Below are 23,926 nucleotides of genomic sequence, written 5' to 3' on the forward strand. Positions count from 1 at the left end.
TTGGGAATCGGGAATCGGGAATCGTTAGAGCATGCATGGCTGGCTGCAGGATGGATCGCGGCCAACCGAACCCTGTGTAGGAGCGCGCTGGCGCGCGATGGAGCACTACCGGTAACGCCCCATCGCGCGCAAGCGCGCTCCTACCGATTGCGCAGGTCGCGCGCAGCTTGCTCGGTGATCGGCGTATGCAAAAGAAGATACGCCCATGCATGCGTGGCGGGCCGCAAGTCTCGTCGTGTCCATCGAATGCTTCGTAGGAGCGCACCAGGGCGCGACGGAGCATTCCCGGCAAGCCCTGTCGCGCCCGGGTGCGCTCCTACCTGTTGCGGGCGTCGCGCGCGGCTTGCTTGGCCATCTGCAGATCAAGCTGCTTGCGCAAGGCCGGATCGGTGACCGGCGCATCCGAGAGCAGCACGCGCACGCCGTGCGCGGGCACCGCGGCCAGCAGCCGACGTTGCACCCGCACCTGCTCGCCGCTCACCGCATCGCGCCAGGTGCCGGGCTGCAGAAAACGCGTCACTGCGATGGTCGCCGCTGCGTCGCCCTTGTTGAGCAGCACCAACGCCGTCTGGTTGGCGCCCGCATGCTGATAGACCCGCAAGAACGCCGCCTGATCCCCGCGTAGCAGCACATCCACCTGTACGCCGCGCTGCAATGCCGGCGTATCGCGACGCAGCCGCGCGATCTGCTGCAGCGGGCCGAAGATCGGGCTTTGCGGCGCGGTGCGGATGCGCTCCTGGCCAAAATAGTTGCGGTTGCCTGCATGTTCGGCACGCCCGCGCATGAAGCCGGTTTCCGAGCCGTAGTAGATCACCGGGATGCCGCGCGCGGTAAACAGCCAGTTGTGCGCGTCGATAAAACCGGTGTCGCTGGCATCCAGGCGCGCCATGTCGTGGTTGTCGTAGAAGCTCATCAGCTCGTACGGATTGGCATACGGCCCCTGGCGCAGAAACAACGGCGTGGCGAGCTTTTCGAACCCGGCCTGCTCATGGCCGAAGACAGCGGAAAGCTGCTGCTTCAACGGGAAATCCAGCACGCTGACGCCGGCATTGCGCGCCCAGGTATGCCCGGCAATCTTGTTGGCGTCGTAATCGAAGGCCTCGCCGAACATGAAGAACCCGGGACGTTTTTCGCGGATGCGTGCCACGAACGCATGCCAGAAGCGATCAGGCATCCAGCCGATGGTGTCGATACGAAACGCGTCGGCGCCCTGCTCCATCCACTGCAGATACGCGCCGGCCAGGTAATCGAGTACTGCAGGATTGTTTTCGTTGAGATCGGACAGCTCGGCCAGGCCGCCGCCGGTGTTGTAGAACGCGTGCAGCGGAGTGTGCTGCGGATCCAGCTGCGCAGGCGGCAGATTCTGGTGGTCGGCGACCAGGCGACCAGCGGCGTCGTACACCATGCCGAAGCCAGGCTGCGCCACCGGCATGGTATAGGCCGGGGAGCCATGATTGCCCACGATATCCAGTACCACTTTCAACTGGTGGGCATGCATGGCGCGGGTGAAGCCGGCAAAGTCCAGGCCCGGGCTGGGCAGATGCTCATCGAGCTTGTAGAAGTTCACGCCCCAGTAGCCGTGATAGCCGGTCTTGCCGTGGTCGCTGAGCGTACTGCCGCAGCTGATCGGCTTGCCGCCGGTGAAGGCCTGATCCGGATTGTCGACAATCGGCGTGATCCAGACCGCGCCGAATCCCATGTCGCGGATGTAGTCGGCATGGTCGACGATGCCCTTGAAATCGCCACCCAGATAACCGATGTTGTCGCCGACGCCATCGGCACACGGCGTCGGCACATCGAAGGTGCGATGCGCACCGCCCTGCTCACGTTGATCGTTGCCGGGATCGCCGTTGACGAACCGGTCGGTCACCACGAAATACACCGCGTCGGCGGCAAACGGCTCCAGCGTGCCGTAATAATCGCCAGGTGCAGCCGCTGCATCCGCCGCGCCTGCACACATCATCACTCCAGCCATCATCACATGACGCATCACTGCCCTCCCGAGGCCACTGGAACCCGCACCACGCACACGCCGGCAATGAGCAAGCTGGCGCCGCCGATGGCCAGCGCATAGATCGGCTGACCGCCAAGCCAGACGCGCAACACGAAGCCCAGCGCGCTGGCCGCGACCAGCTGCGGAATCACGATGAAGAAATTGAAGATGCCCATGTACACGCCCATCTTGGCGGCGGGCACGCTGTCGGACAGCAGGGCGTAGGGCAGCGACAGGATCGAGGCCCAGGCAAAGCCCACGCCCAGCATCGACAACAACAGCCACTGCGGGTCGCGGATCGCCAGCATCGACAGCAGCCCGGCAGCGCCGAGCCACAGATTGCACAGATGGCTCCAGCGCAGGCCGATCGCACGCACCAACACTGGAATGACCAAGGCCGCCAACGCCGCAAACCCGTTGTAGGCCCCAAACAGCACGCCCACCCAGTTCGCACCGTCGTTATAGGCGGCCGATGCGGTGTCGTTCGCACCGAAGTGCACCTGGGTGACCGCGGCGGTGGTGTAGATCCACATCGCAAACAGCGCAAACCAGGAGAAGAACTGCACCCAGGCCAGGCGCCGCATCGTCAGCGGCATGCTGCGCACGTCCTGCACGATCGTCACCAACATGCTGGTTGATGGCAGCACGCGCGCCAATGCAAGCAACGCACCGTAGGCGACGCACAGGCCGGCCAGCACGTAGAGCATGCGGTCGCCGTGCTGCCAGGCGATCGCAGCGGCAAGCAGTACGCCGATGCCGCACCAGAGCACACCTGCACGTGGCGACGGCAAGCTGCCGGCGATTGCCGCAGTGGCGACAGGCGGATGTGCATCATCGAAGCTTGCCAGCTGCTGCGGGCTGTATTCGCGCGTGCGCAACACCGTCCAGCTGATCGACAGAAACAGCACCGCTGCACCGAGGTAAAAAGCGTAGCGCACGCTGTCGGGCAACTGTCCCGGCGGCGCGGTATTGGCCACGCCCCAGTGGGTGAGCAGCCATGGCAGGAAGCTCGCCACGATTGCACCGATGCCGATGAAGAAGCTTTGCATCGCATAGCCGGCGGGCCGCTGCGCAGGCGGCAGCTGGTCGCCGACCAGGGCGCGGAATGGCTCCATCGAGATGTTGATCGAGGCATCCAGCACCCACAACGTGCCGGCGGCAACCCATAGCATCGGCGCGTTGGGCATCACCAGCAAGGCCAGTGTGGTGAACACCGCGCCGACCATGAAATACGGGCGCCGGCGGCCCCATCGGGTCCAGGTGCGGTCCGACAGGTAGCCGATGATGGGCTGCACGATCAGGCCGGTGAGCGGTGCGGCGATCCACAAGCCGGGCACGTCGTCGACCTGTGCACCCAGGGTCTGGAAGATGCGGCTGGCGTTGGCGTTCTGCAGCGCAAAGCCGAACTGGATGCCGAGAAAGCCGAAGCACATGTTCCAGATCTGCCAGAAACTTAGGCGTGGCTTGGCGTTCATTGCCCAGCCTCCGTGCTCGCCGCAGGTCCGACCAGCAGCGCGCTCACCTGCGCGGTGTTGACCACGCCATCGCGACCGCCGCGGCCGCCGTTGTACTGCGCAAAATGCGCCAGCGCACTCATGTTGAAGCCATCTTCCAGCCGGAACCGGCATGGCTGCCCGGCCGCCGCAGTGAAGCCGACCTGCGTGGACAGCTGCTCGCCCACGCTATGCGGCATCACCACGATCTGCGCTTGCGGCGCCTGCCCCGGGCATTCCAGCACCAGCCGCTTGACCGCCGCAGTGACGCCGGTATTGATCGGGCCGTTGGCGTTGCGATAACGCAGCGATACGCGATGCCAGCCCGCGTGTGTGGGAGTCCAGGCCCAGACCTGGCTACCCGCGACTTCCTGCAACGGGCCGAGCGTCAACGATGGACTGTGCAGCGACTCCAGGCCATCAGTGCGGCGGGTCAGGCTGAGCACATGCAGCAGGCCGTCGTCGCGCAGGTCCCAGTGCCGCGTGGCGTTCAGTGCCTGCCCATCCATGTACAACGTCGCCCCTTCCGGAACCGCGATGCGGTAGCCGTCGCCCTGCCGTTGCGCAACAGGCGCTTCGGGCGTGCCGGGTGCGAACACCTGGTCTGGCTGCGGTGGAACCGTGGTGTCGGCCTTGCGGCCGACCAGATGCACCAGCGTGGTCTGGCCTTGTTGCTCGACCTCCCCCGCCACCAGCAACTCACCTGCATCCGCCGTCGGCCGCTGCAGCACATACCGCCGGGCACCCTGTTCAAGCACGATCTGCTGGCGTTCGCCAAACAACAACGGCAGCAACACCCGCGGCAGTTTCGGAGCGACGCTGCCATCGGCGCCCACGCCGAACACGCCTTCCAGCACGGCGGAGAGATAACCGGCAACCGACCACAACTGCCGCGGCGAATTCACCACCGGACCGCTGCGTGCGCCCTCCTCCACATGCACGGCCAGGCTCTGCATCTCGTAGTTTTCCATGTTGGAGCCGGCCAACGCGCTGCCGCGCATCAACGACTGCAGCTCCAGCGCAATACGCGGCGCATCGTCCAGCTGGCGTGCGGCGCGCAACGCATACGCGCTGACGAAGGGCCAGACGGCACGGTTGTGGTAGATCGGCTGCTCGGCTTCCTGCGGCCACACCACCGGGCTGCCGCCGGCAACCATCGGATACCTGCGCAGTGCGATACGCGCGCGGTCTTTCGGAAATACATCGGCCAGCACGCCGAGCGACACGCCGAGCAGATCGACCTTGGCGTAGCGCACCGGGTGCGCGGCATTGCCAAGGTAGCTCACGTACTGCTTGCTGCGCGCATCCCAGAAGCGCGCAGCGATGGCCTGGCGCAAGGCATCCGCCCACTGGGCGTACTGGTCCGCGCGCGCATCGCCATGCTGGCGCGCCAGTTGCTCGGCCAGACGCAGGGCCTGGTAGTGCAGCACGTTGGTGGACAAGGCAAAGGACTCGGCGATGAAACGCACGTCCTCACGCGTCCACCGCGGATAGGTCTGCTCGCGCCAATCCAGGAACGAGGTTTCGCCACGGTAGAGCCCGATCTGCGCATCGAACACCGCGGCACGGTCTTGCGCGATGGTGTCCTGTAATGCACGCCAGACCTCTTCAGCGAATGGCTCATCGTCCAGCAGGCCACGCGCGGCGAGGAACCACACCACACGGTCGCTGCTGATCGGCCAGCTGCCACCGGAGCCGGTGTCCTGCGCAACGAACAATCCCGGCGTCTGCCCATCGCGCGCCGCCGACAGCTTGAAGCGCAGCGCATTGCGCGTACGCTCCGGCTCCAGCCGCGCCAACGCCAGATCGGCGGCGAAGCTGACATCGCGCGTCCATACGTAAGGCCAGCGCTCACCGGTTTCGAAACACGCGCATGCCACCGGCTTGCCGTCATTGAAGGCCGGATCGCGGATCGCATCGACGCGGTCGTCGGCCATTTCCTGCTGGGCCAGGGCAAACAAGGCATCGAACAATGGACTGGCAGTGTGCGTACGCATCGGTTGCGGCCCGATACGACGCTCGCCCTGCGGCCAGCGCAGCACGAACCCACCGTCTTCGAGCACCTGCGCCTGCGCGCGGCGGCCCTGGAATTCCAGCTCGTCGGCCAATACCGGCGAGCTTGCCGCAACACCCAGCGTTGCAGCCATGCAGATCATCTTCAGCATCGACGCGGCGAGACGGCTTGCACCGTCGGCCTCCCTCCCTCGTTGCACGCGTTGTAGTGCGCGGCACTGGCGTGCCACGGGCGCGGACCCTCCCAGGTGCCGTGGCGCCATGGTAGACGCGCACCCCGGGGTTCGGCACCACTGCATACGTATTCATGGCATTGGCCGCAGTGCAGCATGGCCCATCCACGCCGCGTCATTGCATAGTCGCCACTGACGCAATGGCCGCCTTGGGAGGGGATATGCCGCTGTCTTCACGTCGCGTGCGTTCGACATTGAGCGCCGCAAGCAGTGCGCGCCTGCTTGCCCTGCTGCTGCTCGGCAGCCTTGCCGGCATCGCGCAGGCCGAGCGCATCGCCATCAGCGCGGATTCGCCTGGCAAGATCCTGCAGGTCACGCTGGAAGTGGATGGCGGCACACCCTACTACCACGTGCAACGCCTGGGCCAGCCGGTGCTGGAGCGCTCGCGCCTGGGCTTCCAGTTACGCGACGGCCGGCTGGAACGCGGCCTGGTCGTCCTCTCGCAGGCGCGCCAGCATCATGACGACACCTGGGAACAACCCTGGGGCGAGACGCGCCTGGTGCGCAACCACTACAACGAACTACGCGTCAGTCTGGGCGAACCCGGTGGCGCGCAGCGCAGGATCGATGTGATCTTCCGCGTGTACGACGATGGCATCGGCCTGCGCTATCACTTCCCCGAACAAGCGGGATTACGCGAAGCCATCATCGACGAGGAAATCACCGAATTCGCCATCGCGCAGCCGTCCGAAGCGTGGTGGATTCCTGCAGGCGAGCCGATCCACTACGAATACCTGTATCAGCGCACGCCGTTGAACCAGGTCGCGCTGGCGCATACGCCACTCACCTTGCGTACCGAGAGCGGGCTGCACGTCGCGCTGCATGAAGCGGCGCTGGTCGATTACGCCGGCATGTGGCTGCGCCGTACCGAAGGCCGGCGCCTGCGCGCGCAATTGTCACCCGCTGCCGAAGGCTGGAAGGTGCGGCGCACGCTGCCCTTCGACACCCCGTGGCGCACGCTGCAGATCGCCGACCAGGCCACCGGCCTGGTGGAATCCAACCTGATCCTCAACCTCAACGCGCCCAACGCCCTGGGCGACGTGAGCTGGGTCAAGCCGTCCAAGTATGTCGGGGTGTGGTGGTCCATGCATCTCAACCAGCAGACCTGGGCAACCGGGCCGACCCACGGCGCCACCACCGCCAACACCAGGCGCTACATCGATTTTGCCGCGGCGCACGGCTTTCGTGGCGTGCTGGTGGAAGGCTGGAATCCGGGCTGGAACGGCGAATGGTTCGGCAACGGCGGCAGTTTCGATTTCACCCGGCCGACGCCGGATTTCGACCTGCCCGCACTGAGCAACTACGCCGCCGGCAAGGGCGTGCATCTGATCGGCCATCATGAAACGGGGTGCGCAGTGGATCATTACGAAGACCAGATCGCCGAAGCGATGGACCTGTACGCCCGCTTCGGCGTGGACTCGGTCAAGACCGGCTATGTCTGCGACGACGGCCAGGTGGAGCGCCGCAACCCGGCAGGCGGTGCGCCGCTGCGCGAATGGCACGACGGCCAATGGATGGCGCGCCATCATCTGCGCGTGGTACGCGAGGCCGCCGAGCGGCATCTCGCCGTCAACGCGCACGAGCCGATCAAGGACACCGGCCTGCGCCGCACCTATCCCAACTGGATCTCGCGCGAAGGCGCGCGTGGCATGGAGTACAACGCCTGGGGCCAGCCACCGAACCCGCCCGAGCACGAGGTCAACCTGGTGTTCACCCGCCTGCTCGCCGGGCCGATGGATTACACGCCGGGCATCGTCAGCCTGAAAGGCCGCGACGGCCAGGCGATTCCCAGCACGCTCGCGCGCCAGCTGGCGCTGTACGTGACGCTTTACAGCCCGATCCAGATGGCCGCCGATCTTCCCGAGCATTATCTGCAGCACCGTGACGCCTTCCGCTTCATCGAGGACGTGGCGGTGGATTGGGACCAGACCCGTGCCTTGAATGGCGAAGTCGGCGACTACGTCACCATCGCCCGCAAGGACCGGCATAGCCGTGACTGGTTCCTGGGCAGCATTACCGACGAGCATGGCCGGCTGCTGCAGGTGCCGCTCGGATTTCTTGAGCCTGGCGTGCGTTACACCGCGCAGATCTACCGCGACGGTGACGATGCGGACTATGTCGGCAACCCGTTCGCCTTTGTGCGCGAACAACGCCAGGTCAGCAGCGTTGACACGCTGGAACTGCGTCTTGCGCCAGGCGGTGGGCAGGCGATTCGCTTCGTGCCGATGGATGGGAAGCGCTGACTTGGTCACAACGGCTTGCCGAGGCGGCCTTCAACGCGACCGATAATTGCATCACGCAGCGGCACCGCAGCCGCTGCGGATCGCGCAATGACGTTGCCTCACGCCGGGCGCACCTCGTACCGCGCTGCAGCGGAGCTTGCGTGGAATCGATTTCAGCGCAATCAGCCGGGTTGAATACGTATGCAGTGCGCGTTTGCGTGCAGGTGCCGTGTCTACCATACGTCGCAGTCGTGATGCCCGTGGTGGCGCGCGATGCAATGCATCCAGGCGTCTGCCGGATCGAAAAATCAAAGAACAACATGTACCTGGGAGGGGAAAATGTTGAAGCACAAGCGCTCCGCGCTGAGTATCGCCCTGGCCGTTGCCATGGCACCGACGTTGGCGGCCGCACAATCGGCGGCGCCGGCGCAAGCAACCGACACCGAACAAACTGCTTCCGAAAACACCGCCGGCGCGGTGACCGAGCTGGACAAGGTCCAGGTCACCGGCCTGCGCCGCGCGATCGAGGGCGCCATCTCGGTCAAGCGGGATTCCACCTCGATCGTGGAAGCCATTTCCGCCGAAGACATCGGCCGCCTGCCGGACGTGAGCATCGCCGAATCGCTGGCGCGCCTGCCTGGCCTGGCTGCACAGCGTGTCGCCGGTCGCGCGCAGGTGATCAGCGTGCGCGGGCTGTCGCCGGATTTTTCCACCACCCTGCTCAACGGCCGCGAAGTGGTCAGCACCGGTGACAACCGCAGCGTGGAATTCGACCAATACCCGTCCGAACTGGTCAGCGGCGTCACCGTCTACAAGACGCCCGATGCCGGCCTGGTCGGCCAGGGCTTGTCCGGCACCGTCGACATGCAGACCGCACGCCCGCTCAGCTACAACGAGCGCGTGATCGCCATCGGTGGCCGTTACCAGCGCAATTCGCTGGGCAAGGCCGCCAATGTCGATCCGTACGGCAACCGCTTCAATGTCAGCTACATCGACCAGTTCGCCGACCGCACCATCGGCCTGACCATCGGCTACGCACACACTGACATGCCGATCCAGGAAAATCAGGTCGGCCTGTACGAACCATGGCAGCCGGTCAACGCACAGCGCCCGCGCCCCGGCGTGGCCGACGGCGTGTATTTCTCCGACGGTATCAAGGCCTTGCGCCGCACCGGCAACCAGAAGCGCGACGGCGTCATGGCCACGTTGCAGTACCGCCCGTCCAACGCCTGGACCAGCACGCTCGACGCCTTCCATACCGAAGCCGAGCAGATCGACACCGCCAACCAGTTCGAGCTCAACCTGAGCAACTACAACGGTGGCTATACGCCGGGCTTGAACATCAGCAACGTGCGCGTCAACGACAGCAACAGCTTCGTCGGCGGCACCGCCAGCGGCGTCTACCCACTGGTCCGCGGCATGTACAACAAGCGCGAAGACACCATCGACGCGTTTGGCTGGAACAACGAGATCTCCGCCGGCGCGGTCAAGCTCGTCGCCGACCTGAACTACTCCAAGGCCACCCGCGACGAATTGAACCTGGAGAACAATCTCCAACGTGCGCCCATGCCGCAGCTGGACACCGTGGGTGTGTCTGTCGTCGGCAACGGTTTCTCGCAGCTGGCGCCGGGCATGAATTATTCCAGTCCCGACGCGCTGTTCCTGACCAACACCATCTACGGCTCCGGCTACGGCAAGGTGCCGCGCGTGGAGGATGTGCTCAAGGGCGCACGCCTGCAGGCCAGCTTCCCGATGCCCGACGCGTTGAGCTGGTTCTCGGATCTGGATGTGGGCGTCAACTACGCCAACCGCGAAAAGCAGAAGACCCAGCCCGAAGGCAACATCACCCTCGGCGCGCAGGGCGAATCGACCATCGCGCCGGACCTGCAGTACGCGCCTGTCAATCTGGGCTTTGCCGGCATCGGCGCCCTGCCCGCCTGGAACGTGCCGGCGGTAGTCTCGCGCTACATGCTGTTCAACCCCAGCGACGACGCCTCGTTCCTGGTATCCAAGGCCTGGACGGTCGAAGAGAAGATCACCACCGCCTGGGTGCGTGCCAATCTCGATACCGAATGGGGCGATGTGGGCGTGCGCGGCAATCTCGGCGTGCAGTTGCAGAGCGCCGATCAGTCCTCGCGCGCGAGCTATTGGGACGCTTCGCAGCCGGTGGGCAGCGAAGTGCGCCCGATCGACGACGGCAAGACCTACCGCGACTGGTTGCCCAGCCTGAACCTTGCGTTCCAGTTCCCGTACGAGCAGACCTTGCGTTTTGCAATGGCAAAGCAGGTTGCACGTCCGCGCGTGGATCAGCTGCGCGCCTCGCTGGAATTCGGTGTCGACACATCCACCGGCCGCCCCGGTGCCAGCGGCGGTAACCCGATGCTCGATCCCTGGCGCGCGAACGCCATCGATCTTTCCTACGAAAAATATTTTGCCGAGCGCGCCTACGTGGCCGCGGCGTTCTTCTACAAGGACCTGAAGAGCTACATCTACACCCAGAGCCGCGACAACTACGATTTTTCCGCATTGGTCGCCGGTTACGTGCCGCCGCCGGGCTCGGCGCCGGTGCTGACTACCGGTACCTTCAGCGCCCCGTTCAACGGCAAGGGCGGCACGCTGTGCGGCGTCGAACTCACTGCTTCGCTACCGCTGGATCTGGTCTTCGCTCCCTTGGAAGGTTTCGGCATCCAGGCCAGCGCCACCTTCAACGACAGCGACGTCAAGATTCGTGACCCGGAAAGTGCTTCCAGCGTCGGTGACGGCGAAATCAGCCTGCCCGGCCTGTCCGAACGCGTCTACAACCTCACCGCCTACTACGAGCACAAGGGCTTCGAGGCACGCGTCAGCCAGCGTCGGCGCTCGGACTTCATCGGCGAAATCGGCAACTTCAACGGCAACCGCACGCTGCGCTACGTCGTCGGCGAAAACATCACCGACGCGCAGATCAGCTACAGCTTCAACGACAGCAGCGATCTTGCCGGCTTGACCTTGCTGCTGCAGGCCAGCAACCTCAGCAATTCGCCCTACCGCACCTATGCCGAAACCAAGGACCGTCCGCTGGAATACATCGAATGGGGCCGCACCTTCGTGCTGGGGGTCAACTACAAGTTTTGACGGGATGTGAGCTGCAAGCGAGGCGCTGATGGCTACATCGTTATCTGTGGCTGGATTGTTATCTGTGGCTACGACTTTACTCGTAGCTACATTGTTACCTGTGGCCACATCGCTGACTGTGGCTACGCTACCTAAGTGACAACCGGCGTATCACCAGGCTGCCCGGCCGCGGCGCCAGACCTCTCCATCGGGACAACGAAGCCCCTCTCCCACCGGGAGAGGGGTCGGGGTGAGGGTTCGGCACAAGCTCGGCGTGCATCCACCAAGCACAATCCCCAGCGCTTCTACTTAATGCGCCGTCACTTTGGATACGGCTTTGCTGCCCATAAGGCATCGAACGTTTCTCTGAGCAGGGGCAGCAGCAATATCGAACAGAGAAAACCCGCCAACGTCATACCGGCGGGTCTTTTTAATCCAGAATTTTCAGAATCCAAGCTTGCATCGCCCTCTGCAAAGCACATAGAGTCGGCCGTAATCACGCAACTCTTGCGCATCAGCACTCCCCTGCGCATCGCAGTCGCTTGTAGCACTAAAACGGAACCAATCCAGGCGCCATCAGGGCCTGCCTGCACCAACACGAATCCAAGCCACTGCTACAAGGCCGCCGGTAACGCTGACGTCCTCACAGTCAATCGCAATCTCTGTGCGGCCTTCCGGTCAAAACACCCGACTGTCGTAGAGAACAGCACGCTGCCTCATCCACAGAGCAAGGACCTGATCAACAGGGAATAGCCGCACAGCTGGCGTAACGCTATAAATGCTTGGCAAACCAAGCAATCGTCAACTACAAAAGAGCGAGGCATTCCCCAAAGGAATGCCTCGCTGCTTTCCAGACAATCACGCACCAACAGTTAGCTGGCGCAACACACCGTCAACCACCCTCGATTGCGCAAACCACCGCATGCCCGGCCAGGCGCAGGTGGCCATGTTCGATGGCTCCGCGCTCCACGCCCGGCACATCGACTTGCTTCCACGCGCCAGCCGGCAGCTCAAGTTCGGCCCTGTGCGCCGACAGATTGAATGCCAGCAACATCACCCGGCCGGCATGCTCGCGCCGGAACATCAACACAGGCTCGGCGGTGTCGTAGAACGTGATCGCACCCTCGCGCAACGCAGGCTCGCCCTTGCGCCACGCCAGGAACTGGCGCACCGCGCTGAGCACGGACAATGGATCGTTCTGCTGCACACTCACCGCGTTCGCACGATGCGCCTCAACCAGCGGCAACCACGGCTTGCCGCTGCTGAAGCCTGCCGACGGCGCGTCCGTCCACGGCATCGGCGTGCGGCAGCCATCGCGGCCCTTGAAGGTTGGCCAGAAGGTGATGCCATACGGATCGCGCAGATCCTCGAATGCCACCTCCGCCTCGCCCAGGCCCAGCTCCTCGCCCTGGTACAGGCAGATCGACCCGCGCAGCGAACACAGCATCGCCACCACCATCCGCGCGAATGCCGGCGACGCATCTACCCCGCCCCAACGCGTCACCGCGCGCACCACATCGTGGTTGGAAATGGCCCAGCACGGCCAGCCCTCCAGCATCGTGGCTTCGAGCCGGCTCACCGTCTCGCGGATATAGGCCGCGCTGTAGTCCTGCACCAGCAGCTCGAAGCTGTAGCCCATATGCAGGCGGCCATGAGAGGTGTACTCGGCAGTGGTCGCCAACGAGTCTTCCGACGAGATCTCGCCAAGACTCACGGCATGCGGATAGACATCCAGCAGCCCGCGCAGGCGCTCCAGAAAGGCCAGATTTTCCGGCTGGGTATTGTTGAAGTAATGGTACTGATACGCGTACGGATTGTCGGCGCTGAACCCACGACCCACCCGCTTGTCGGCCGGCTTGGCCGGATTGTCGCGCAGCTGCGCATCGTGGAAGCAGAAGTTGATCGCATCCAGGCGGAACCCATCCACGCCGCGATCCAGCCAGAAGCGGACGTTATCCAGCGTCGCCTGCTGCACCTCGGCGTTATGGAAATTGAGGTCCGGCTGGTCGACGAGGAAGTTGTGCAGGTAGTACTGCTCGCGCCGCGGCTCCCACTGCCATGCACCCCCACCGAACAGCGACAACCAGTTGTTGGGCGGCGTCCCGTCCTCGCGCGGATCGGCCCACACGTACCAATCCGCCTTTGCGTTGGTCCTGTCCTGCCGGCTCTCCTGGAACCATGCATGCTCGATCGAGGTGTGGCTCAACACCTGGTCGATCATCACCTTCAAGCCAAGGCCATGCGCCTTGTCGAGCAAGCGATCGAAATCGTCCAGTGTGCCGAACAGCGGATCCACCGCACGATAGTCCGCAATGTCGTAGCCAAAATCGGCCATCGGGGACTTGAAGAACGGCGAAATCCAGATCGCATCCACGCCCAGCCTGGCGATGTAGTCGAGCTTGGCGATGATGCCAGGCAGATCGCCCACCCCATCGCCATTGGAATCCAGAAAACTCCGCGGATAAATCTGATAGATGACGGCCCCGCGCCACCATGGTGTCTGCGACATGTACGCCCCTCCCGGGCCAATGCGGGCACACGAAGGAGCACCCAGCCAAGAGCGTTAGCGTAGCGGCGTAACAGACCCAGAGCGTGCCCGTGCATACGTATTCATGGGCAGCCGCGCGTGTACGGTCCCAACGGTCTCCGCGCAAGCCATGCGGTTAATGTAGCGGCATCGGCGATCATCGACCGTGGCATCCGAGAAATACACGGCTCCCGCATGCTGCGGCGATGCGTGCGCGCAGACCGTGTGACATCCTCCCTGTATTAGGCCATCGCAGAACTGGATGATTTGGCCTTGGGTGCGGAAGCGAATCTGGCGGCAAACTCGGCCGGCGGGACATCGCCGATAGAGGAGTGGGTCCGGAAATGATCGTAATCGACCTTCCAGTTTTCGATCTTCTCACGGGCGTGGTCGATCGACGAGAACCAGTACGTGTTGAGGCACTCATCCTGGAAGTTGCCATTGAAAAATTCCAAGTTTAAACCCGCTTGGCATTACAGCAGGCACACACGCTTGTGGCTGACTTTTAAGCCTTCCGTGCGCAATAGCATTAAGACCCGTCAGAAACCATAGCGGACCCGTACGGCCGCAATCTCTTCGACCCGTCGAAGTAGCGGCGCATCATCATTGTCCCGAGGCTGGTAATACCACGCCGACCGACTTTGCTCGACGAGCGCGCACGACCGACGAACTCCAACCCGATACCGATCGACCAGATGGCCACAAGCGCTTTGCGCTGCTCGGGCCGCGGAAATTTTTTGCGCGGCAAGCTTCCAATTTTTGGAACAAAGCCTAAATAGAAGCCCTTTTAAAAACCCAAGCGCATAGTACCAAATTTTTCGTTGATTCGTTTACCTTCACCGCTAGTCTCGGAACTGCAAGAGTCTAGATACGATTGACGAGCACTCTTGGTTTTTCTTTCACTGTAACCATGACGATCAAAACGGACGATTTTAAAATAATCCGTCATAGGCTCGACGCAACTTTGACCTGTGCTTACGCCCGCTAGTTTTCCAGACATGCACATCAATGTAGTGCAGGAGTCCCCTGCATAGACTGGTGAAGCGACAACCAAAAGCACCCAAATCAAAGACTTCAAAGCGCTCATTTTCAAACCTCCTTGATAGATATAACACGAAATTCTAACAAAATTAACGCAGATGATTAGCATTCTTCTACGAAAGAATTAGAACAGGCAGGATAAATCATTTGACATATAGCGCCTGAACCCACTACACCCATGCAAACTAAAAGCTCATCATTTCCTCACATTAAAAACTCCTAAATTTAGGCTCTGAGCACTGTGAGAATGTTACTTTGCAAACCCTACCAGACTTTTCGCAACTTTTACCGGCTATCTTTATTGCATTATCCACAGAGGAAGCATTAGCGATAGCACCTCCTGCACCACCATCAACTGGGTTAACAGAAGCAACACATTGATTTCTATACGTTACTATTACACGACAATCAGCTGCACCCCAAGTAGCGCATTTAGATAGTGCATCTGTAGAGGCATCTACTTTGGAAAGAAAGCCAGCACTTAGACCGGTATCTCCATTAGGAGACTGCGCAACCGCGCCCCAAGTTTTTAGCCATTCACCATTAGGCCTGGGTGCAGGAGTCGTTATATATCTGTCAGAGCCAGAGCGCTGACTATCTGAAGGCCCAGGACCACACATCGCACTACCAGCCGCAGTGCCAATCGGACAGGCAGTTTGGCCAAATGCTGCAGTGATCGGCAAAATTAAAAATAGCGCAGCGCAAGAAAGTACAGGTCTCGCGGAAATTGAGTTATGCATTCCTGCCTCCAGGTCGCTCAGGTAAAGGAGCATTAGCAAATTTCCCTTCCGACTGCTGAGGGGCATCAACTGATCCGCGTGTCACCCTGGTGGTGAGGCGGCTCCTACGACAACATCAGAGTTAGCATCTCTGGCAATTTGGTGAGGTGAATAGGTCTGTGGTGCATAAGATCCTAGCGGTTGTCTCTGCGGCCCGGGACGGCTAGCTGCACCAGTCGCCGCCCCCATTGCCGCATATGGTGTAAATGCACAAGCGTGCCCTGGAGAACATCGCAGCCATTGGAGGTGCAGTCAGGATTAGTGTCGTCAAAATCAAGCCCATTCCGCCTTGCTGCAGCGCTTGGCTACCGATACCTGATGTAAAATCCTAACCCAACACGGAGCACAGCAGCGAAGATCCCCAAAAGGCTAGGGACACTTTCGTGACCATATCCAAAGCAATGGAAGTTATGACTGCCAGCACGGACATGGAGAAGAAGGTTCAATTCCATAGAAGAGCCACCGTTGGAATAAATTTTTCCATCCAAAAGGTTAAGTGCTCCCCAAACACACAACATCGTACGCCTAGTATCTATGAAAAACCGGAAGGCTGCACGACGAATAAACCCCCCTGCACTCCCCACCATATTTTTCGCAATTTGTCACTGACCTTTCTATAGCGACATTTTTCTCGTTACTCAGGCCGGTAGCGAATTTCTTATTCCTCTCCGACGGCCACGCCAACGCAACACACTGATTGCTATAAGTAGTAATTACCTTGCAGTCTTTAGAACCATCAGACTCACAATCATTTTTGGCACGCGACACCGCTTCTGACTTACTAGCCAAGTCACTAGAGGTACCGACGCTACCTGTGTTGCCGTCGATTGATATCGACCCCCATCGTGACTCCCATTCGCCGTTCGGGACAGCGCGAGGCCGTGGGAGTTCCTCAGCGGAGCCCCCAGCCGAGCTTGGCGATGGACCACACATAGCTGAGCCTGCAGCTGTACCAATTGGACAGGCAGTCTGCGCAGAGGCATCAAGAACAACGACATTACCAAAAAAAATAATTAGAATTGAAACAACTAAATTTTTCATAATTATTTCCAGTTAAACGTACCCAGCCATACAGATGCCGATTTTAAGCAATCCCTCGGTCTTTGTGCGCGCCCTTTGCCCCTGCGAGCAGCTCGCCGGAGGGAGTACCACTAAACCTTGGAAGATTAACTCGTGAATCACCAACATTCTCTCTACCCGCATCAACTGGTGTAGGCGGAGAGTAGCCATAAGATCCAGGCGGCTGCCCCTGCGGACCCGGACGGCTCGCAGTACCAGAAGCCCCAGTCGCGGCCCCCATTGCCGCATACGGTGTAAATGCACCAAGCGTGCCCTGGAAGAACATCGCAGCCATTGGAGGTGCAGTCAAGATTAGTGTCGTCAAAATCAAGCCCATGCCGCCTTGCTGCAGTGCTTGGCTACTGATACCCGATGTAAAATCCTGACCCAACACGGAGCCCAGCAGCGAAGATCCCCAAAAGGCTAGAGACACTTTCGTGACCATGTCCAAAGCAATGGATGTCATGACTGCCAGCACGGACATGGAGAAGAAGGTTCCAATTCCATAGAAGAGCCACCGTTGGAATAATGATTTCGTTTGTTCAAATAGCAGACAAAGAATGAACAATGGCCCAAAACCAACGAACAGCGCCATCGCGATGCGGTAGAGGAGCATCATGGAACCAGCCACAACGGCCGGGCCGCCAGTCCCAATGCCAACCATCCACATCGCACGGGATTTCTGCGAATCCAGTGTAGGATCTTGTACAACGTCGAGGACGTCGATGCTGGATAGAGCGACCTGCATCCATCCCAGGCTTTCGTCTACCTGATCTTCCGGCGTCTTGTTCTCGCCCGTGATCGCGTAGGCGATCTCCTTCTTGACATCGTCGTTGACGAACTTCTGGATGAAAGGACTCGACATCCCGATCGAAGCCGCAATCGTGACAATCAATGCGCTCTTACACATCGTCACGATGAATGCGGCCATCGACTCCCGACTACGACCTGTGATCATGTTGAAGCCCTGGATCATCACCCAGATCGTCAACACGATCATTGCAACGCCCGAAACCCAGAGCGTAAAACGTCCCAGAAGACCTGCTTCAAAGTCGGAGATTCTATTCGTCAGATAACTCATGATCTGGCGATAGAAGACGAAGTCACCGACCGACGAGACACCCGGATAAGGACTGAGTGCCTGCACACTCAGATTATTCATCCATTGCCCAAAATTTGAAATTCCATTTGCCATTACAACACCTCAATCAACGGTTCGGGCAACGATGAATATCCTGAAAACTCCACTCACTAGTCTCCAAGCGCTTCAGCAAGAGCAGCAGTTTTCACCACAGTACCCAATATATTCTGCTTCCCACGCAACATATCCTGCGTAAGTGCGCGCTGGTTATCTTCCAACGCAGCGATATATGTGTCATAGCCCTTGACTTGATTATTCACTTGCTCAAAAGTCTTGGTCATGCGCGTATTTGTATCATTTAGAGAATACATAGAAGCATTAAGATCACCTGGATTCACACTGAAATTGCGCAGGGACATTAGCTTGTTCAAGCTCTGATCCATGGTCGGCATAGTTTCGGCTAGAAAACCAACGACGTAGTTGTAGCGTTGATTTTTCATATACTGAATAGCCACGCAAAGCTGCTTTTGTTGCTCACGCGGATTATTATTCGCAAACCCAGTAGAACTACTCAGCATGCTTGTGATGGACGACATGCTAAAGCTAATACCACCGCCGCAACGCTCGAATCCAAAATTAGGCGACACCGGCTCAAGTTTGACCCCACTTGGTAGTCCGAACGTATTGATCATAGACTGCAACTGAACTAGGTTTTTCTGAAGCAGTTCAAATTGTGCAGTGTATTGGCTGTACTCCACCCCCCACTGCTGTACGGTGGCAAGCATATTCTTAACGGACTCTCCAATCGCAGCCACGTCTATAACAGGAACGCCACTAGCTCCAGCATTAATCGGCACCAACGTCAAGCCAAGACTGGCATACAGGGAAATCGCCAAAATCCGGGCCTTTAGTTTTGGAAATCCAACTTTCAACTGACGACTCATGGACATTCTCCTATCATTCATATTCACGACAACAGCGACAGAATCTGGTTTCAAACGACCGATTATGTTTCTAAACTACTGCCTTTCCTTTACCAGAACCCTTTCTATTTTCATAAAATGCCGGCAGCCACTCTTCGGGCGGCACGTCGTTCGCGGATACATGCAATCGGGAGGCGGCATCATTGACCGAAGCATGCATAATCTCGATGTTGTCGGTAGACGCTGAAATCACCGCTAATGCATCGTCCATTCCGCGCAGGTTGAGCTGACAGACACTGGAAGCGTGTCCCTGCTTAACCAAGAAACAGCGAGAACGCTCATCCAATCCAATCACAACTTGATACTCCGCCTCGCTGAGCTTGAGTCCGTTGATATAATCTTCGCGATCCGCATTCGGATTGGGCAGAAGGATCAGCGTCGCGGTCTGCTCGATCAGAGCCGCCGAAATGTCGCTTTTCAGTGCATCTTCCGGGCTTTGGGTTGCAAAAATACCTAGGCCGTTCTGTTTACGAATAGTTTTTTGTTTGTTCTTTGCGAATTCCTTCAAGCCGCCGCCACCATCAAGGATCTTCCAGAACTCGTCCATCACGTAGATCAGAGGACGGCCGTCGATCAGGGTTTCCAACTTATGAAGCAGATAGTTGATGACCGGCACACGGACTTCAGGATTGTCGATGACGTCCGTATAATCAAAACCGATGATGTTCGCACGCGACAGATCGATAGTGTCGACTGGATTGTCGAACACCCAACCGAGAGAATTTCCGGAAGTCCAGCGGCGCATACGCGCGAATAGACCATCATCACCCATGTTGGGCAAACTCTTCTGGAAATTCGTCATGCTGCGCAGATGTATCGGCGTGTCAAGCATGTTCTCTACTGCTCGGAAGATATCCTCTTCCTCACGCGAACTGTATTCGCGCTTGCCAGCCAGCACCTTGATCAAGTCGGCAAGGAATTGGACATTGCCTTCATTCCTTTCGCATTGAAAAGGGTTGAACCCGGTGGGCATACCGTTATCAAGTGCCAGATAGTTCCCGCCACATGCACGCACAAAGATCTCAGCACCACGATCCTTATCAAAGAAAAAGATCGTCGGCGAAGGCTCGTATTTCTGAACTTGGCTCAACAAGAAGTTGATAAGCGCGGTCTTACCGGTACCGGACTTACCAATCACCATCGTGTTGGCAATTGCCTTCTCTCCAAGTGAGTTTTCACTAGGATGAGTAGCATGAAAATTGAAGAAGTACGGCTGACCATTCGTGGTCTGCAGGGTGGTGACGCAATCACCCCAGGGATTATTGCTACGCTTACCACTGGCAAAATTATGGAGCGGTGATAAGCCAAGAAAATTCAGCGAGCTGACATTGGCAATCCGCGTGCGATAGCGCCAGTTGCCTGGCAACTGCGAGTAGAATGAGGATGCAACCGCAAGATCCTCCTTGGCGGAAACAAATCCTCCATTCGACAGCTCGGCGCGGGTGGCAGCAATATTCTGTGTCAGTATGTCTTGGCTGTCCGCATAAACGGCCATCGTAAAGTGGTATTCGCCAAGCACAAAATTGCCTGATGCGATCTGGTCCATCGCCATATCTAACTCTATGATCTGGCTGACCGCCTTGTCCCCAGAAGAAATCATCATGCCCTTCGTACGGTCCAGTACGCGCAAAGCATCCTGACGCCCAATAGGACTGAAGGAATGGGTGATCACATACTCGAAGTCAAGATATTTCAACCCATTTAAAATACCCGGATATGTGCCTTCAGCATACTCTTTTACGTTCAGAAGCGCGCCAAAGTGATTCACTCCATTGGGAGTATTGATCACATAGTCTCCGCTTTTTGCTGAAAACATATGCCGGCTGACAGGCAAATACTCGTTGACAGGTGCAGTTAGAACCGGCACAGGCTCATCGATTCGATTTACAAGGTAAGCAAAGAACTCCAATGTTTCGGAAAAGACGATGCCGTTTTTGGCCTCATACATGCCAAGCCGGTAAGGAGCATAATCTCGAATAACCGCTTCGACATTGCCGGCAAGTTCCATCAATTTTGCAACAGCCTGCTCCTGCGAAGCCTGCAATCGTTTGATGTCCGTAGATTTCTCCGCGAAACGCTTACCGCTCACCATTGGACGATATAGCATCGTCAGATAAAGTTCATTCTGCATGAGCTTCTGCGACGACAGCATATCGAAGTACTTTTCCGACAGCTGCTGATTGAACAGGTTTCTGTAATTACCTTTCTGCGTCAGCTTCCTTCTACGTCGCACGTCATGCACCCAAAAGGCAACGTTCACGAAGTCTGGCGCCCGCAGGGTCTGCAGCAATCTGTTAAATGTGTTGTGCCGATGCTCCAGCTCCCATTCATCGCGACCGACAAACGGCAAACCTTCCAAGTGCCAAGTCAACAGATAATCGCCCCCTGTTGTCTTGACCACGTTGGCCGAGACATGCGACGAAAAGGGAATAAATTCGCTTATGGAGGTGTCCGGGTTGAACATCTGCTTGGCCTAGCCCCTGTGGGTAACACTGAAAACGCAAGGAAGCCGGCGCCTGACGACGCCGACCCCTAAACTATCAAAAGCCTGCCAATTTCATGGAGGCGGACTTTTCCGATAACTATTGGGTGTAAAAACCCACTTTCCTGCATTGGAACGAACGTTTCTAACTCTTAACTTGAACTGCCAACGCAATCCCAGTAAGCGAAAAATCATCTCGTCGCGTCGAGCCATCTGACGCATTATGAAAATAATCACCGGAATAAGAAAAAGATATAAAAAATTCGTATACATAGAAAAAACTAACGTCCCGCCTGCACCTATGAAAAACGGAACATAGGGCACGCCCAAGAACATGGCAGGCCTGGTGCAGCCGCGGAAGACGACGTTTTTCTTCACGTTAAGCTGCCAGGAAAGGAAGGCTGTGAGTGACAAAGGCGTTAACTGCTCCGCAGCTACCACCAGCTCCAGTACCCAACAGCATACGAGCAATCTGGCCAGCAGCACCAATCAAAACGCCACCAATCAAAATCGGAGCGACATCGCCTATGCGCTTATGTGCAAATGCGATTTGATAACCGGCAAAAATCACCGCGATGGTCACCACTGCGATCGAAGCGATATTGAGCAGGCCAGTAATACTGGTGAAAAACTCACAGGTCTTCGTATCAGTACCACCAAAATTCTGCGCAAAAGCAGTTGATGTAGTCAACGCCGCCACAAATATCGCAGACTTGACGACCGTCTTGGCTGTCTGCTGGGTTTCGGGGGAAACAAATTTGGCATGCTTCATTGTGAATCTCCTTGTTAAGGCCCAACATGATGGTGCACCTACCGGATCGGCCGTGCCGGAGGCTAGAAAACGAATGCCGCGTCCCCTGTTTTCACAACTGGCTGCTGTGAAGAGGCAGATGAAGGAACTGGGTGGTTTGCGGCAGCTTGCTTTGAAGGGGAACCTAGTATCACCGGTACTCGTGAACTCATCAACACGGCAACCTCTCCATCGCTCGAAAGGCCCGTAGGTGCTTGAGAGGCACTAGACGATTTTGAAGAGCTAATCGTCCTGATCCCAAGCGATTGCGCGGAAGCCTCAGGACTTCGCTGCACTGAGGAAGAAGAGCCCAAGGGATCTTCTTGGCTTGAACGCACGGACCCGCTGCTCTCGACAGCCACGTTCTGAGGGAAGACCTGAGCAGGATCAGCCGGCGGCATAGCGGTTGCGGCATACAAACGGTCGTCCACTACGCGCGACAACACGCGATCCGGCAATGACTTGAGCAATGCTTTGGCCGGCTTGACTGGTTGCTTCAGCTGCACTGGAATCTGATTCGCCAACGGAATAGGAGCGACGCCCGCTTGAGCGGTAGCCCTTGCCATGGAATCGAACACCTTTTGTACGTATCCATGTCTAAAGCCGGTCACAAAATTTCCTGAATAGTAGCAACTAAGCGCCTTGCCCCAATCTTTCCCAGAGCGTTGATAGCACTCAGAGAGAATAGCTGATCCTGCCTTCAGGTTCGGGCACTGTTGAAATGCCTGCTCGTAAGACTGCAGACCGTATTTCGACAAGTTGTAACGATTTACTTGAGCAAGCCCAAGAGAAAAGTTATAGCCCTTTTCCTGAAGCATCTGGACCGTCGAAAGCGCTTCGCTCAAATTCATCGGCTGCCGTACGAGCCGTCCACCTACGACGCCGATGGCATAGGGGTTGTGCGAAGACTCTACTTGGACAACATGCTGCATTACAGAAAGCGGAGCGGCCATCTCTCCACATGCCATCATTTCAATTCCAGGGAGCACGATATGCCCTCCTCTCTATCTCACACTTGGTGCCAAGCAAACGTGTATACGCACAGATGACCGAGACGCCCTCATTCAAGGATAAAAAAAGCATTCCGTCCTTTCTTATCATGACTGAAAGCTCCTTTCTGGGTTGAAGTCGATACCTGTGATATACCGCCGACCCTCGTGCGCCTTGATATGAACGACTATATCGATTGTCATCATCAGCAATCGTTTAATCACATTGAACTCTAAGCCAGAACCCTCAACCGAGGCCTTCACCATTAAAGCCAACTGGTCCCACGTCTGCTCCGGGCTGCCTGCATGGCAGCTAGTAATGGAGCCAGGATGTCCAGACGCACAGTTTCTTATAAAATAAAATGCTTCATCTCCCCGTAGCTCTGCCAAGATAATTCTATCCGGCTTCATACGTAAGCAAGCCTCCATACAGCTCTTGGCTGTCACGTTGCTGGCGCTCTGCCCACCTTTAGAATAGAGCAGATGAACCACATTAGGCTGCGAGATAAACAGCTCCCGCGCATCTTCAATCGTGACAAGACGCTCACTACCGGGGATATGGTTGACTAACGACTTCATGAACGTAGTCTTGCCGCTACCAGTCGCTCCAGAAACAACGATATTCTTCTTGTACAGTACTGCTTGCCTGAAGAATTCAGCATATCGCCGGCACTGGCGTAGCATCAGAAGTTCTTTGTCGTGCTCGCTTACTTCTCCGCTGTGCTCCAGGATCTGATCAAAAAATCCATCTTCCTGATATTCAGAAAGCGTCTTCGTATGCTTAGAGGGCAAACGGATTGTAATCGAGACTTTACCGGAATCGCAGGCAGGGGGAATAACAAACTGAGCCCGTTGACCTGTTGGAAAAGTCAGTGAAACAACCGGATCAGCGTCAGTAATACGCTGACCCGTGTTACTTTCATTGACGACTGCTGTACAGAATTGGCGAGCACGTTCGAACGTCAGCCCTGGTACCTCGACCTTCTCCCAACCGCTACGCGTCTCTAGATACACCTCTCCAGGACGATTTATACATATCTCCGTTACTTCGGACGAGAGCATGTATTCCCGAATACCGAGCACACTGTACTGGTATTCAAGGAACTCACTGGATGCCTTTGAGACGGGAGAAACTTCTACGTCCACGT

Annotated in this window: 17 protein-coding genes; 2 read left to right on the forward strand and 15 right to left on the reverse strand. The window is 58.2% G+C overall.

The features are described from left to right. Positions 1 to 316: 316 nt before the first annotated feature. From EO141_RS08760 to EO141_RS08770, 3 genes are read right to left on the reverse strand one after another with little or no spacing between them, the layout of a single operon-like run. The gene (locus EO141_RS08760) at positions 317 to 1,960 is read right to left on the reverse strand and encodes an alpha-amylase family glycosyl hydrolase (RefSeq protein WP_241236640.1); all 1,644 of its coding nucleotides are present in this window, start codon (positions 1,958 to 1,960) and stop codon (positions 317 to 319) included. A gap of 29 nt (positions 1,961 to 1,989) precedes the next feature. Further along, a complete protein-coding gene (locus tag EO141_RS08765; protein WP_127168987.1) occupies positions 1,990 to 3,468 on the reverse strand; it encodes an MFS transporter in 1,479 nt (492 codons plus the stop codon). Further along, positions 3,465 to 5,651, reverse strand: coding sequence for a Six-hairpin glycosidase-like protein (locus EO141_RS08770; protein WP_127168988.1), 2,187 nt, complete (start codon positions 5,649 to 5,651; stop codon positions 3,465 to 3,467). The genes EO141_RS08765 and EO141_RS08770 overlap by 4 nt, the downstream gene beginning before the upstream one ends. A gap of 242 nt (positions 5,652 to 5,893) precedes the next feature. Between EO141_RS08770 and EO141_RS08775 the strand changes: the two genes are divergently transcribed. Then, the gene (locus EO141_RS08775) at positions 5,894 to 7,975 is read left to right on the forward strand and encodes a glycoside hydrolase family 97 protein (RefSeq protein WP_127168989.1); all 2,082 of its coding nucleotides are present in this window, start codon (positions 5,894 to 5,896) and stop codon (positions 7,973 to 7,975) included. Positions 7,976 to 8,293: 318 nt separating this feature from the next. Next, complete coding sequence (locus EO141_RS08780) at positions 8,294 to 11,068, forward strand: TonB-dependent receptor (protein WP_164739130.1); 2,775 nt, start codon at positions 8,294 to 8,296, stop codon at positions 11,066 to 11,068. 299 nt (positions 11,069 to 11,367) lie between these two features. On the opposite strand, the gene EO141_RS08785 is transcribed toward EO141_RS08780, so the two are convergent. The 12 genes from EO141_RS08785 to virB11 all read right to left on the reverse strand — a co-directional run bounded on the left by EO141_RS08785 (position 11,368) and on the right by virB11 (position 23,924). After that, on the reverse strand, positions 11,368 to 11,646 hold the full coding sequence (locus EO141_RS08785; protein ID WP_127168991.1) for a hypothetical protein: 279 nt from the start codon (positions 11,644 to 11,646) through the stop codon (positions 11,368 to 11,370). Positions 11,647 to 11,939: 293 nt separating this feature from the next. Beyond that, on the reverse strand, positions 11,940 to 13,556 hold the full coding sequence (locus EO141_RS08790; RefSeq protein ID WP_127168992.1) for an alpha-glucosidase: 1,617 nt from the start codon (positions 13,554 to 13,556) through the stop codon (positions 11,940 to 11,942). Between the two features lie 260 nt (positions 13,557 to 13,816). Further along, positions 13,817 to 14,029 carry an integrase core domain-containing protein gene (locus EO141_RS08795; protein WP_127168993.1) on the reverse strand — a complete coding sequence of 71 codons (213 nt, stop codon included), beginning with the start codon at positions 14,027 to 14,029 and terminating at the stop codon, positions 13,817 to 13,819. A 332-nt stretch (positions 14,030 to 14,361) separates the two neighbouring features. After that, positions 14,362 to 14,661, reverse strand: coding sequence for a hypothetical protein (locus EO141_RS08800; protein ID WP_127168994.1), 300 nt, complete (start codon positions 14,659 to 14,661; stop codon positions 14,362 to 14,364). 163 nt (positions 14,662 to 14,824) lie between these two features. After that, positions 14,825 to 15,421 (reverse strand): DUF4189 domain-containing protein, encoded by a 597-nt coding sequence (locus EO141_RS08805; protein ID WP_343135009.1) that lies wholly within the window; start codon positions 15,419 to 15,421, stop codon positions 14,825 to 14,827. 1,057 nt (positions 15,422 to 16,478) lie between these two features. After that, entirely contained in the window at positions 16,479 to 17,648 is a 1,170-nt protein-coding gene (locus EO141_RS08820) for a type IV secretion system protein (RefSeq protein WP_241236641.1), read from the reverse strand. A gap of 56 nt (positions 17,649 to 17,704) precedes the next feature. Then, on the reverse strand, positions 17,705 to 18,478 hold the full coding sequence (locus EO141_RS08825; protein WP_127168997.1) for a hypothetical protein: 774 nt from the start codon (positions 18,476 to 18,478) through the stop codon (positions 17,705 to 17,707). A gap of 70 nt (positions 18,479 to 18,548) precedes the next feature. Beyond that, positions 18,549 to 20,981 carry a VirB4 family type IV secretion/conjugal transfer ATPase gene (locus tag EO141_RS08830; RefSeq protein WP_127168998.1) on the reverse strand — a complete coding sequence of 811 codons (2,433 nt, stop codon included), beginning with the start codon at positions 20,979 to 20,981 and terminating at the stop codon, positions 18,549 to 18,551. Between the two features lie 93 nt (positions 20,982 to 21,074). Continuing rightward, positions 21,075 to 21,377, reverse strand: a complete 303-nt coding sequence (locus tag EO141_RS08835; RefSeq protein ID WP_104581995.1) for a VirB3 family type IV secretion system protein — start codon at positions 21,375 to 21,377, stop codon at positions 21,075 to 21,077. Position 21,378: 1 nt separating this feature from the next. Next, positions 21,379 to 21,771 carry a TrbC/VirB2 family protein gene (locus tag EO141_RS08840; RefSeq protein WP_039522151.1) on the reverse strand — a complete coding sequence of 131 codons (393 nt, stop codon included), beginning with the start codon at positions 21,769 to 21,771 and terminating at the stop codon, positions 21,379 to 21,381. Between the two features lie 62 nt (positions 21,772 to 21,833). Next, complete coding sequence (locus tag EO141_RS08845; protein ID WP_127168999.1) at positions 21,834 to 22,778, reverse strand: lytic transglycosylase domain-containing protein; 945 nt, start codon at positions 22,776 to 22,778, stop codon at positions 21,834 to 21,836. Positions 22,779 to 22,886: 108 nt separating this feature from the next. Continuing rightward, positions 22,887 to 23,924, reverse strand: a complete 1,038-nt coding sequence (gene virB11 / locus EO141_RS08850) for a P-type DNA transfer ATPase VirB11 (RefSeq protein WP_127169000.1) — start codon at positions 23,922 to 23,924, stop codon at positions 22,887 to 22,889. Between the last annotated feature and the right edge of the window lie 2 nt (positions 23,925 to 23,926).

Origin of the sequence: Xanthomonas sp. BRIP62415 (assembly GCF_003993515.1) — a bacterium.
In the GTDB taxonomy this organism is placed as follows: Bacteria; Pseudomonadota; Gammaproteobacteria; order Xanthomonadales; family Xanthomonadaceae; genus Xanthomonas; species Xanthomonas euroxanthea.